This is a genomic window from Candidatus Stoquefichus massiliensis AP9 (assembly GCF_000455285.1).
Lineage (GTDB): Bacteria > Bacillota_I > Bacilli_A > Erysipelotrichales > Coprobacillaceae > Stoquefichus > Stoquefichus massiliensis.
The window spans coordinates 1-13998 of sequence record NZ_HG005294.1 but is presented as its reverse complement, the minus strand read 5'-3'; the positions used below and the strand labels follow the sequence as shown (position 1 = coordinate 13998).

13 protein-coding genes and 1 pseudogene are annotated in these 13998 nt (G+C 23.0%); 11 read left to right on the top strand and 3 right to left on the bottom strand.

Annotation, left to right across the window (positions count from 1 at the left end; all coding sequences use genetic code 11):
- Nucleotides 1-783 precede the first annotated feature (783 nt).
- The 9 genes from BN350_RS21730 to BN350_RS15345 are packed head-to-tail and all read left to right on the top strand — an operon-like array spanning nucleotide 784 to nucleotide 9944.
- Complete coding sequence (locus BN350_RS21730; RefSeq protein WP_028044392.1) at nucleotides 784-1173, top strand: lantibiotic dehydratase; 390 nt, start codon at nucleotides 784-786, stop codon at nucleotides 1171-1173.
- Complete coding sequence (locus BN350_RS21725) at nucleotides 1170-3653, top strand: lantibiotic dehydratase (protein ID WP_261797231.1); 2484 nt, start codon at nucleotides 1170-1172, stop codon at nucleotides 3651-3653. Before BN350_RS21730 ends, BN350_RS21725 begins: the two co-directional genes overlap by 4 nt.
- On the top strand, nucleotides 3650-4969 hold the full coding sequence (locus tag BN350_RS15375; protein WP_028044390.1) for a glycosyltransferase family protein: 1320 nt from the start codon (nucleotides 3650-3652) through the stop codon (nucleotides 4967-4969). The genes BN350_RS21725 and BN350_RS15375 overlap by 4 nt, the downstream gene beginning before the upstream one ends.
- Nucleotides 4953-6041: a lanthionine synthetase LanC family protein gene (locus tag BN350_RS15370; RefSeq protein WP_187117150.1), complete on the top strand. Its 1089-nt coding sequence runs from the start codon at nucleotides 4953-4955 to the stop codon at nucleotides 6039-6041. The genes BN350_RS15375 and BN350_RS15370 overlap by 17 nt, the downstream gene beginning before the upstream one ends.
- 51 nt (nucleotides 6042-6092) lie before the next feature.
- Complete coding sequence (locus BN350_RS15365; RefSeq protein WP_028044388.1) at nucleotides 6093-6296, top strand: hypothetical protein; 204 nt, start codon at nucleotides 6093-6095, stop codon at nucleotides 6294-6296.
- A 56-nt stretch (nucleotides 6297-6352) separates the two neighbouring features.
- Nucleotides 6353-7093, top strand: coding sequence for a flavodoxin family protein (locus BN350_RS20055; protein ID WP_028044387.1), 741 nt, complete (start codon nucleotides 6353-6355; stop codon nucleotides 7091-7093).
- Between the two features lie 2 nt (nucleotides 7094-7095).
- The gene (locus tag BN350_RS15355; RefSeq protein ID WP_028044386.1) at nucleotides 7096-7539 is read left to right on the top strand and encodes a hypothetical protein; all 444 of its coding nucleotides are present in this window, start codon (nucleotides 7096-7098) and stop codon (nucleotides 7537-7539) included.
- Nucleotides 7514-9304, top strand: coding sequence for an ABC transporter ATP-binding protein (locus BN350_RS15350; protein WP_028044385.1), 1791 nt, complete (start codon nucleotides 7514-7516; stop codon nucleotides 9302-9304). Before BN350_RS15355 ends, BN350_RS15350 begins: the two co-directional genes overlap by 26 nt.
- Before the next feature lie 22 nt (nucleotides 9305-9326).
- Complete coding sequence (locus tag BN350_RS15345) at nucleotides 9327-9944, top strand: PIG-L deacetylase family protein (protein ID WP_028044384.1); 618 nt, start codon at nucleotides 9327-9329, stop codon at nucleotides 9942-9944.
- 220 nt (nucleotides 9945-10164) lie between these two features.
- On the opposite strand, the pseudogene BN350_RS19490 reads toward BN350_RS15345, so the two are convergent.
- The 3 genes and pseudogenes from BN350_RS19490 to BN350_RS19485 form a co-directional block, all read right to left on the bottom strand.
- Nucleotides 10165-10473, bottom strand: a pseudogene (locus BN350_RS19490) (ATP-binding protein); the annotation flags it as partial.
- Nucleotides 10474-10632: 159 nt separating this feature from the next.
- Nucleotides 10633-11163 carry an accessory gene regulator B family protein gene (locus BN350_RS20350; protein ID WP_081652940.1) on the bottom strand — a complete coding sequence of 177 codons (531 nt, stop codon included), beginning with the start codon at nucleotides 11161-11163 and terminating at the stop codon, nucleotides 10633-10635.
- A gap of 161 nt (nucleotides 11164-11324) precedes the next feature.
- On the bottom strand, nucleotides 11325-11612 hold the full coding sequence (locus BN350_RS19485; protein WP_081652939.1) for a helix-turn-helix domain-containing protein: 288 nt from the start codon (nucleotides 11610-11612) through the stop codon (nucleotides 11325-11327).
- 764 nt (nucleotides 11613-12376) lie between these two features.
- Here BN350_RS19485 and BN350_RS15325 point away from each other — a divergent pair.
- Together BN350_RS15325 and BN350_RS21460 are read left to right on the top strand one after the other, a co-directional pair.
- Nucleotides 12377-13081: a LytR/AlgR family response regulator transcription factor gene (locus tag BN350_RS15325; protein ID WP_028044383.1), complete on the top strand. Its 705-nt coding sequence runs from the start codon at nucleotides 12377-12379 to the stop codon at nucleotides 13079-13081.
- Nucleotides 13082-13815: 734 nt separating this feature from the next.
- A partial coding sequence (locus tag BN350_RS21460) for a hypothetical protein (protein WP_222704657.1) occupies nucleotides 13816-13998 on the top strand: 183 nt, incomplete at its 3' end.

Here is a 13998-nt window from a genome sequence, read left to right as displayed (position 1 = left end):
TTCTTTCATTTCTTCTATTCTTATTAAATTCACTTCTAATGTTCTTTTTAGTGGGTAGTGTTGAATTCATTCCCATGTCTATGTTCTGTTTCTATATAACTATCTATTTTCGCAAAATATAATGCATTTTTGAGATTTGTAAATCGTCCTCATACTTTCATTTTGTCTTTGATGATATTAGTGACCTTTCACTAATATTATTACTAAATGGGATTTCTTTATTATATGTCCATATCAAATAATTATCTTTATATTTCTTCAATCTTTTGAGTAATGTCTTTTCTGTTTCTCCATAGTATTTATTTGTATCACATAGATTTTCATATTCACCTTCATTGAATGTGTTTAATGACATTAAGACGTTATCTTAAATCAATCTCTCCTTATCATTATGGCTATGTGCTATATATAGTGCAATATCTTTATTGCCATAAAACCTAAGCTAGGTTCGATTCATCGCTATGTTTATGACTATATTATCCCAATATACAATATCTAATCTGATTTCTCTTTTTAATTCATGAATAAGTTCTTCTAAATAATTTGATAATCGTTCCTGAAATTTGGATATATAAGCTTCACTTAAGTTGACTATTTTAGTAAGCATACTTGTTGAAGATGATGACTTATTAATGTGTTTTATGACGATAAATTGTTAACTACGTTATAAATATTTATTTTTCTATAAAAAAATTATAAGGTGTAATTGTGGCAAAGACATTGTTTTAACTCAAAAATTAATAAGTGGATATGTGGTTAAAATATTTAAAGAAGGAGAATTTTATGTATTATATTGAAGATGATTTTTATGTGAGAACACCATTACTGAATTATGATATTTTTAATGAATGTAATAATATTTTAGAATATACTAAAAATAATTTTATGGAAAGTTTAGCCATTAATTCGATATCATTGTATAACTCTATCAATAATGAATATGAAGAGCAAAAAAATCAGAGGCAGAGTATTATATCGTTGATTAAGTATATTAAACGTGCATCTATCCGTACAACACCATTTGGAATAAACTCATTTGTATCCCTTGGAAAATTTATAGATGAAACTTCATGTGAAAAAACATATAGTTTTCAATATAATAGTTTAAAGAAAAATCTATTACTTGATTATGAATGGATAACGAAGTTTTTAATAGAGGTTGAAAAAAAATAGGAAAAAAACTTAGAGTAAAAGTAAATAATTCTCTTTTGTTAAATGAAGAATTAATTTTGAATAAGTGGATTGATTGCTTTCATAATCAAACTGCTTTGAAAAACACTCAAATATTAATTAATAATCATAAACCATTTTTAATAATACAAGAAATTGCCGAAAAAGATTTTGTGGATATAAACACAATTATTAAGATAATAAGAAAAGAATACAATGAGATAGAAGATAATATAATATATAACTATATAAATGAATTATTAAAAAATGGTTTTTTAATTTCAAATTTAAGATTATCTCTTCTTTATGAACGAAACATAGACAATTTGATTAGTGTTATACTATTGTATAAAGACGAATTAAATATAGAATTACAAGAACTTGAAAAAATAAAAAATGATATAAGTAATTATAATCAATCAAAAATTCAAAAAGGATTACAAGATTATTTTAAAATAACATCAAAATTGAAAAAATTAAGTGAATCAGAAAATTATGTATCTGTAGATTTGTATAATGAAGAAAAAATTAATTTAGATTCAAATATAAAAAAGGATATAAATGAACTTGTTATTTTTTTAAATATGTTTGCTAATAATAAATATGTTTTAGAAGGATACTATATGAAATATATAGAAAAATATAATTATGATTCAGTAAATGTTATTGATGTGTTTGATGAAATAAGTGGTATTGGATTTCCACAAAAAGACAAGTATCTATTTAATAAAATAAATAATTATATTTATAAAATAAATAATAATCATTTAGATCTTTCTGATATAAAAATAGATTATAATAATGAAAATAGTAAATTAGCTGAAAATTCCTTTGAGATATCTTTAAATATTTTTAAGTTTAAGGATACTTATAAATACATAGTTACTCCATTAATTGGTAGTGATATGTCATATAAAGCTCTTGGTAGATTTTACAAAGCAAGATGTAAAATTAAGTCTATTAATAATCAATTTGACAATGTTGAGTTATGCTATTTTCCTAAACAATCACGAATTGCTAATGTATTAAATTGCTATAGTGATAGTGAATATTATTTAGAATATGGATGTGAAACAATAGTCGAAGGAAAGAAAAGATTATCTATAAATGATGTTTATATTTGTCCAATAAATGGAATTTTAAAATTCATTAATGGGTTAAATGGACACATTATTAATTTTACTATTAACAATATGACGAACTTAAATTTCGCACCTGATATTATAAAATCTATTTATACTATTGATCAATGTTCAAAAAAAAATTTATTAAGTATTTTTTCACAAATTTTTGAAACTTTTAAAGGGTCAAAAATTTGTCCGAAAATAACTTATAAAAATTTCATATTAAAAACATTTGAAATACGATTATTAAAAGAAAATTTTACAATTGACAATATATTGATATTTAAAAAAGAAATAAATAGTTTGTTAACTAATTATAGTATGAAAAATATAGTATATTGTGGAACGGAAGATAATTACTTGATTTTAAATTTATCAAATGATGATGAATTAGAAATTTTAAGAAAAGAGTTAAATCAAAAAAAGAAAATTAATATTAGGACATGTGATTTTAACGAAGATGAACTTCTTTTATCAGAAATAAAAAATAACAAAAAATATATTTTTGAGACAATTTTTCAAATAAATTGTAGTGGGGAGAATAGTATATCTCCGAAGTATAAAAAACATATTTTCAAAGTTAATAGAGATTGGATTAGTTTAAAATTATATATGAAGGAAGATTATATGGATAATTTTATTATTAATCATTTAAAGGAATTTGCAAGTGGTGATATAAAAGGAAATATATTTTATTTACGATATAAAGATCCTGAAAGCCATCTTAGAATTAGAATAAAAAAAGAAAATTTTATGTTTTCTAAAATTGATAAAATGATTGCTACTTTAGAAAAACAAAAAATTATTGATAAGTGCATTATTGATGAATATATGCCAGAGATTAATAGATATGGAGGAATAGAACTTATAAAAAAAATTGAGGAAATTTTTATGATAACCTCAGAGTTAAGTAAAAAAATCATTAATTATGCATATCCTGATAAAGAATTGAAACAAGATTTATATTATTTTTGGACTTTTGATTTACTAAAACAAATTGAAAATTATTGTGATGTTGATGAATTATTAAAAGAATATAAAGAGTATTATAAAAGAAATAAAACAACTGATTTGCTAAGAAAAAAAATTTTTGATATTTATAAAGGTTTATATAACAAACATTACTTATATATATATCAGGAAAATATAGTATTAGTTAACAAGTTAAATTCCTTAATGCAAATAATAGTAGAAAAAGAAAACTATAAAGATATTCTATTAAGTCTTTTTCATATGAACTTTAATAGAACTATTGGAATAAATAGATCTATTGAAAATGAAACAATGGCTAATATAGAGAGTATATATTACAGCTTAAAATGTTTTCTCTCAAAAGGAAAGGGAGTGATGAAGAAATGAAAATACTTTTTCTTACTAGTTATGCAGTAAGTCATATTATTCCCATTAAGTCATTTATACTTAAATTGCAAAGTATGGGACATGATGTGGTATGTTTGATAAATAGTCAGAACATTGATTACTGTAAAGAAAACTGTATTAATTATATTGTTTATCCAAATAACTATTGGAAAAAAAAGCATCGAGAAGAAGCAATGAGAAAAGATAAAAAAATGATTACTTATGCAGAAGAAAAAGATTTTATAAAATTTTATGACGAATTTTTATCAAAGGATTCAATCGGAATATTTAACTATTATGAAGATGTATCATTAAAAATCGAAGAATTTATTGATGTTTTTTGTCCAAATGTTGTCTTTAGAGATTCTACAGATATCTATTGGATGAAAATTAAAAATAAAGAAAAATATGAAAGTATTAAAACTGTTGGTTATATTACAAATAATTTATATTCATGGGATTATTTAATGAATTCATGGAATTATATTTTACCAAACTTTTTGGGAATAGTTGACTATTTATTAAGTGTACCAAAAGAATATTTAATAAATTTTAAAAGTCATTTGGAAAAAATTTATCAAGAGACAGCTAGTAATTTAAATGAAGATTACATTAGACCGTTTTATCAATATGATCCATTAGAAAAAGTCAATATTATATTCTCACAGAAATCATTGCAGCCAATTCTCAATAATAGAAATAATATATTAATTTGTTCACCATCTAAAAGTGACTTCATTGTTGAAAAAAATGTAAGTAATACCATTAAACGATTTTGTAAGGATAAATTGATATATATAGCAACAGGTTCATTTATGAGTAGAGAAATAAACTATTATAGTGATATTTTGAAGATAATAAATGAAAAATTACCTAACTATAAAATAATTATTTCTGGTGGGAAGGCAACAAAACAAATAAAATCTATTGTAAATGAAATGGGAATTAATCAAAAGGTTTTAGTAAAACAAAGAGTGCCTCAATTATTTGTCTTAAAAAATAGTTCAATATTTATTACTTCAGGAGGGATGAATAGCATAAAAGAAGCTATATTTTATAAGACTCCAATGATAGTATTTCCAATATCTAGTGAACAACGATTAAATGGAATGATATTGGAACATTTAAAAATTGGAATAACAACTTATAAATTTCCTTCATCAATGAATTTTTTTGAAAACCATATATTATCAATTTTAGATATAAATATAGATGAAAATTTTAAGCAGCTTTCATTTGATTATGATAATGTATCAGAAGTTGTTAATAATGTTTTTAAAAAAGTGTATATGGATGATAATGAAAATACAGATTAAACATATTGGTGGTTCTAAAATCACTATATTAATTGATAATGAAGATATCATTATACATTATGATAATGATGAAGAGAAATTTATAGTTTATAGGGATGTTGTTATTTATATATGTTTGGTATCTATTGATAAAGATGAAAATAAGAAAGTATATTTTAATAATAAAAATGAAATTCGAAGTTTAATTGATTTATTATTAAAATTAATAAATACCTATCATCTATCTTTTGATTTAGGATATGGATATTCAGGATTAGGATATATGCTTTATGTATTAAAAGAGTTGGATTCAAATTATTATGTATTATATGAAAAAATTAATACATTAATAAAATGGTATTTAGAAAGTTTATTAAAAGTTGATTTTAGATTAATTATAATGAAAAAGAATAATAATTTTCCAAATATATTAGATTACTTTAAAGGAATAGTAGGAATATTAAATTATTTAGAAATGGTAGGCTTAGAAAAAAACATTATAGAAATTATCATAAAGAAAATAGATAAATATTTAATATTTAATAAAGAAGCTATCCCTACTGGAATAGCACATGGATATTCAGGATTATTATTATTTCTTGCTAATAGTAGTTGTCTAAATTTAAATTTAAAAAAGGAAATAATTTTAAAACTGCAAAAAGAAGTGTACGATAATTTACTGAATCAAAAAATTATTAATAGAAATGATTTAAATTGGGGTAATGGCAAATTAGGAACATTATATACATTGATAATTTCGAAGACCATCTTAAATATTTCTTATGATTATGAAAAAGAAAAAATGAAGGAATTAATTTGTTTAGTTGATAGAGATCTAATAACTTCAAATGTATGTTCTGGAATTTCTGGAATTATTAGAATGATAGAAAATTTATATTATAAAAAAATGATAAGTTTGGAAGAAAAAAATGAATTTAACAATATTATAATTAAAAGATATAAAAATGTTAAAAAAAGTGCTGACATGACAGCAAAAGAAAGTTCCGTAGTTAATGGATTTTTAGCTCAGTCCTTATTAAAACAAATAACATGTGATTCAATAGATTTATATTTTAAATTTTTCATGATTTGAACAATTATAACAATTGTTTAAATAAAATTAAAAGGAAGGAGATGAAAAATTATGTCTGAAAAGTTAAAAGATTTTGAGTTGGGTTTAGTTGGGTCTGAAGGCAATGAAGGTGAACCATCACCAATGAGTTTAACATGGGTTACTACATCATCAGGATATTGTATTGAAGCAACTGTAAGTTTGTTCACTGCATCATCACAAATTATTACTGGACTTACTACTGGATCTAACTATACAGAGAGTAGCGATTGCTAATTTGATTGTATCGCTTATCTATACTAGATAGGCGATACTTCTTTAAGGAGAAAAATATGACTAATATATTTATTTTAGTTTGTAGTAATAGAAAACTTGGAACAAATGAAGTCTTTTCGAAGTATGTACTAGATATATTGAATGAAAAATTTCAAAATGAAAAGCAGAAAGTCAATATAGTATATAAATATATTTCTGATTATGACATTAATGTGTGTTTAGGTTGTCAGCGTTGTTTTACAACTGGTATGTGTATTTTAAAAGATGATCAAACAGTATTTATTGATGATATTAAATGGGCAGATGTAATTGTGTTTTCAGTACCAGTTTATATTAATAATATCCCTGGAAATTTTAAGGTATTATTAGATAGAATTGCTTATCTAAATCATCGTATGCCATTTCTTGGTAAAAGTGGAATTTTATTGACAACCAGTTCGAATTCAGGAATAGAAATGGTTGAAGGGTATATGGAAATGATTTATAGCTATTTGGGGATATCACTCGACTTAAAATTAAGTTGTTTGGATAAAAAAATAGAATTAAAAGAGAATGATTGTGAAAATATAAGTAATTATATAAAGTTATTTTTAAAAAATAAATTAGAAATTCCTGATATGTTAAAAAATGTTTTTAATTATTATCATAAACATTTTTCAAGATATAAATTTCAACATGTAGATGATAGTGAAGTTCAATATTGGAAAAATGAATATTTAATGTATGATAGTATAAATGAAGTGTTATACTTCAAAAGAAAAAATAAAAAAGAGGATAAATATGAAAGGAGAAATTAATTATGCAAAATTTATTAATAGGTAATGTTAAGAATGGATGGGAAATAGATGATGAAAAAAAAGAATTAAAAATATATTGTCCAATAAGTTTTTTTGAAAAGATGAAAAAAGTGGAGCCATATAAATGTATACCATTCTCTAATATTAAACAGATTAATGTGGGATGGAATAGTGTACCTCTTGCTATGGGAGAAAATCAACATTTTGTTTTATTTAAACTTATTTTAATTAATAATGAAATTATTGATTTTGAGGGAACAAAAAATGATGTATCAAAAGAATTGTTTAAAAAGGCTATTTTGTTATTGAAAGATAATCAAATTAATTTTAATGATCCATACAATGTTTTGGAGAAAATTATTAATACTGAAGAAAATATATGGAATATTTTACATGAAGCAGAACTAAAAAGAAGAAGTTATGAAAAAAACAAAAAGAAAAGATAAGATATTACTTTTTATCCAGAGATTAAAATATATATTTTCATTGTTAGCTGATTTGAAAATTTTCATTATTATAATATGTATGATTCTTAGTATATTAAATGTACTATTATCTTATATATCTATGATAAATACTCAAGAAATAATAAACTATATTCAATTGAATATTGCCAATAAAATGATAGGAAAAAGGTTAGGTGTTTTTCTACTATTAAGTTTACTTTCTATAATTATTAATAGTGTATATAATTTCCTTTTGTCTAAATATAAAGAATATTTATACTTGGGACTTAATGAAAAATTTTTAAAAGAAACTTTAAAATTTGACATGCAAGATTTTGAAAATCCACAAATTTATGACATAATTCAAAGAGCAGAACAGGAAATAGGAATTAGACCATTTAGTATAATTACATCAGCATTGACAATAATAAGTCAGATTATAAATTTGATCTCTGCATTTTTCATTTTAATGTTGTGGCATCCTAGCCTAATCCTTGGATTTGTTCTATTATCATGTATTGCTGCAAAATATTTCACGTCAATAAGTAAAAATGAGTATAAAGTATTAATGAATAGAACAAATCATGAGAGAAAATCATGGTATATAGCCCATTTGTTAATAAAAGATGAGTATATTAAAGAGGTGAAATTATTTAATTTATCAAATTATTTGATACAACAATTTAGTGTTTTAAGGCAGAAATTTTTTGATGAAAATATTATGATTTTAAAAAAACAAACCACTTTTTCTGGAATTTATCAAGTTGCTAATTGTATTGTTACTTTTATCATAGTTTGTCTTGCCATATATGAATCTAGCATGGGAATATTGTTAGTTGGAACAACCATAACATATATTAATACCACATCTAAAATTGAAAGTGCCATTCAAAATTTAGTAAGCAGTTTTTTTAATATGTATAAAGATTCATTGTATTTGGAGAATATTGAGGTTTTCTTTAAATTACAACCTACAAATAAAGATGGTTTCAAAGAAATAAAAGAAATATTTAGTATTAAGTTTAAAAATGTGTCATTCAGATATCCTAATAGACAAGAATATGCTTTGAAGGATATTAATTTTGAAGTAAAAAGAGGAGAAATACTTGCAATTGTTGGAGAAAATGGTTCTGGAAAAACATCTTTGATTAAATTAATTAATGGTTTATATGATGATTATGAAGGAAGTATTACAATTAATGATATAGAGATTAGGGATATAAAAAAGGAGTCATTACGTAATTGTTTAGCAACTCTTTTCCAAGACTATAATAAATATCAGTTTACAGTTAAAGATAATATAGGATTTGGAAGTATCAGTGAATTAACAAGATTAGATAAAATTATAAAAAGTAGTAAAAAAGCAGCAGCAGCAGATTTTATTTCACATTTACCAGAGCAATATGATCAACAGGTAGGATATTGGTTTGATGGCGGAACTCAGCTTTCTGGTGGACAATGGCAAAAACTGGGATTATCACGCCTTTTTATGAAAAACTCCGATTGTATGATTTTGGATGAACCTACAGCTTCTTTGGATCCCTTATCGGAATTTGAAATATTTAAACAATTGTATGATAATAATAGTAATAAAATTAATATTATTATTACTCATAGATTTATAAACGTAAATTTCGCAACTAAAATATTAGTTCTTGAAAAAGGAGAAATTGTTGAAGAAGGTAGTCATAATGAATTGTTGTCAAATGAAGGGATATATACAAAAATGTACAAGATTCAAAGTGAAGGAATTGTACTAAAATGATCTGTAGATTGGAGGAAATGACATGGATAATATACTAATAATTGGTGCACATCCGGATGATATTGAATTAGGGTGCATAGGAACATTATTAAAATTAAAAAAACATGGGAAGAAAATTATTTATTTAGTAATGACAAAAGGAGGAAATTGGGAACAAAAAACTTATAAAGATAGAGTTAAAGAAATTCGAAGTGCTATTTTATGTATGGAAATTGATGAAGTGTTAATAGGCGAAATTAAAGATGGGAATTTATTACACTGTTCTGAAACAATTGACTTTATTACAGATATAATAAAAAAACACCAAATTGATACAATTTTTTGCCAATACTTTAAAGATACTCATCAAGATCATATTAATATTGCTAAGAATTGTTTATCGGTTAAATCAATATGTAAAAATTTAATATTTTATGAATCTTTAACAAGCGCTGAATTCACACCTAATCTCTTTATAGATATCACAGAATATGAAGATAAAAAGAAAGAAATATTAGTAAATTATACTTCTCAAATAGATAAGTATATGAGGAGAAACCAAGATTTAATGTTATATATTGATGCTAAAGATAAGCTTAATGGTATAAAATCATGTGTGAAATATGCAGAAGGATTTATAATAAATAAAATGAGTCTATAATACGCATAAAAAAATTGTGAATATTTCATTTCATTGCACGTACTGTGTTAATTAAATAACAATAGTACCTCAATAAAGGTGATGATAATATCTTAATGAAAATGATGACATTATATTTCATTAAAAAAGAAAGTTTAAATTTGTTTTCAAGTGTATAAAAATAAGAATTCAAATTTCATTGTTAAATACAATGATTTTGAATTCTCTTTTTTGTATTAGTTTAAATCATGGGCGAATATGTACTATGATTATCTTTAAATATTTTTTCTCTTGCTCTTATTGATTTAGAGCCTTTTATATGAATCAGATAAGAATTTGCAATTATTCTATCAAGAATTGCATCAGCTGTTGCAGCGCCACATAAATTCTGATGCCATCCCTGTGGCAGAAACGGTGATGCAAATATTGTTGAATGATTATTATATCTCAATTCAAGTAATTCCAGTATATCTGACTGCTGAGCAGTAGTTGTTGGTGTCAATAAAAATTCATCAATGATAAGCAGCTCAATTCTTGACAATGCTCTTAACTTCTTTTTATATAGTTAGCTTTTAATAGAAATATTTGTAGATATAATCTACAAAATCATTTTACCTCTTGGAGGTTGCGGTTGGTATAGAAATACAACTATAAGTGTCGTCATTTTGATTAATACACTGTCATCATAGGGGTGAAATATTCATATTAATTATAATTTATGAGTAATTAAATATAACTGATACATTATTTCGACAATAAGTAATGCAGAAAATACTGGGGAGAATGCAGTTGAATTAAATAAAACAAAATAAAATAAAATAAATAAAACTTGTAGTAGATATTTATAGTAAACATCGAATTGCCCAAAATTTATTCTGTTTTCTACAGACGGTTTGATAAATAATAAAACAAAAATAAGGAAGGGGCTTATTATTTTTAGAATTAAATTATAATAATTAAACTGCATTAAAATATTTGTAAGTGAGTAAATAACAGCCATTAAAGTTGTGCATCCATATATTGTTTTACAGTGATATCCGCCTATTGTAATTCTTAATATTGAGAAGACAGGGATAAAGAAAAAACCAAAATAGTAATTTTTAAATATCAACGAAATTATTATCAATAGAAAAAGTGTAAATATATTATACACCAAAACCTCAAGTCCATAGAGTAATACTTCTTTATCGTAATGATTATCTCCGATTTTATTAAATAAATAATTAATTATTAATTTCATTTGTATCTAAACAACCCATATAGTAAATTTATTTATATAGATTTCCTTTCTAATTATTTCAATTTACATAGATTTATTTATTGATTAGTAAATATTTATAGAATAAATACTGCATCGTATATGTTTAATATAGTACAACATAAGGAATCAAATATTTATAATTAGGTATTATGATTGTATAGCAGTGCAAGAATTTTTTTATAAAGTTGATCATTGATGTTAGACACATCTATAGTTCTTTTGCTTATTCTGCCACACATAAAATCTAAGCTCACTAAATATAAATCAGCAAGTTTATATAGATTATTTAGACTAGGTTCCCTAATTCCAGTTTCATATGCTGATATGGTAGTTCTATCAATTCCTGTCGCCTTTTCTACATCATATTGACTCATTTTTCTTTCAATACGAATTTTTTTTAATTGTTTTGCTAAAGTACTATGACTCATTTTTATCACCATACCAAGAATAATCTTTTTTATGCGACTCTAGGTCGCAATGCGACGATTTGTAACATTATATGTTATTTATGAACAAAATTCGAATTACATGAAATAATTCTTGAAGATTTATTTGGATTGTTTTATAGTTATTTCATAATAAAGAATTTATTTTGAAAAGAAATATTGTTTCCTAATATGGTTTGGTTTGTTTAGTTACTTATGAACCTGCATATAATTTTAATGATTAGTGTTTTATATAGTCAATATAAATTATTTTAAGTTGATTTTTAAGATTTTTCATTTAAATCATATAACATATTATTTAACAATATTTCATAGAAAGTAGGTGAAAAAATGATATCAAATAAATCTTTAAGCCAAAAGTTTGCTAAATTCTTTTGTTACTTTTTAAATTCTTTGGCATATGCAACAAGATCATCATATTCTTTTATAGGTCCTTATAATCCTAAGAAACCAGATAAATTAAAAAATAAAAACTAAAGAATGTTAAAAATCTTTCCTGAAAATTAACCTTTGATTTGGAAGGATTTTTAGTAATTGCTAATTGATATAATAATTCTCCATAAGTTAAATATACACACGTTTCCTAAAAAATGTAATGATAATTATTTTATGCAGTAATTATATTTTATTATAAATTTATTACAAATTAGTAAATCCGAAATTCATATGTTATAATGAATTAAACTATTTAATGGCAGAGTTAATATTTTATAGAATAGTATAGAATAAAATATGGAGGGATAGTTATGAATGTTGTTATTGCTGATGATGATTTATCGTTTATAGAAAAAATGAAAAGTGATGTTTTGGAATGTTTTTCATTTCTTAATCAAAATGATCCAATAGAGTTATTAATTTTTACTAGTGATTTTTATAATATATTATCTCTGACCTCCATTGAAATAATTTTTGTTGATATTGACTTGCAAACAAATTATAGTGGATTAAATTTAATAAAACATCTAAAAAGATTATTTCCTAATATGATAACTATATTCATATCTTTGCATGATGAGTTTGTTTTTCCTGCATTATCTATTGGCTTTTTTCAATTTATTAGAAAATCCAAATATGAAACAGATGCACCTAAAGTTTTTAAGCAGGCTAAAGATTTCTTTATAAATAACATATTTAAAGTAATAATAACTTCTAAGGGTAGAAAAGTTTCTATTAAATTAGGTGAAATCATATTTATTTTATCTATAGGTCATGATATTCTAGTAAAAACAACTACTCAAGATTATACAATAATATCATCTTTAGAAAAGTTTATGAATGGGATAAATTATCGAGATCTTATTCAAATTGAAAGAAATCTTGTTATTAATTTTAATTATACAAAAGACGTAAAAAAATCAAAAGTGATAATGATTGATGATGAAATTTATACAGTAGGAAGAAAATATCAAAATAATTTAATTAATGAATATGAATTGTTTTTATTGCGATGATTTTATTTGATTTTGTAATGATTTTTCTAGAAGATTTTATTCTTTCCTACTTTAATTTTAAAATTTTTCAAATTGAAAAAAAGTCATTTATGTTATTGGTATCTATTTTTTGTATATGTGAGACCTATATTTTAAATGAGTTTTTTATGAATAACTTCATATTATTAATATGTCTTATATTTACTCAAATGATATTTATATCATTTAATAAAAAGAAATTTAACTTATATTTTTTTATTGTACCTTCTATTTTGATTGCATGCTTAATTATCTCAAATACAATATCATTATTTATTGTTTGTTTTATTTTTAAAATTAGTCCTCAAAATATAAGTTCTACAACTATTTCTATTGTTAGTGTTTCATTAATATCTCGAATACTGTTTTTTATTCTGGGATTTTTATTCTTCAAAATTGAAAAAAAGGAAGAAAAAGTATTAAAAAATAATGATTGGTTGCCATTTTGTTTCTTTACTTTCTTCTTATTATCAACATTTACCATATTATATGAATCTATATTTTACAATTCTATAAACACACAAATTATATATAATTTACTGATTTTATTTATTTTATTAACTATCACTTTTTTTATACTATACTATAACATGATATTTAATTATCATAATAATATTTATCTTAATAATGAGTTATTAAAAAGCAAATATTCAAAAGACTTATATAATGAAACAGCAAAATTGTCATACCAAATAGTTCAAACAAAGCATGATCTTATGTATGTCTTACTAAAAATTAAAAATCTTATAGAAAGTGAACATAAAGATGAGTCACTAGTTTTAATTGAGGAAAATATTACGAAATTATCTAAATATAATTCTTTACGTACATTTAGTAACCCAATGTTTGATTATAAGTTACTAGAATTAATTCATGGTTGGATAAATATGGGCTATAAT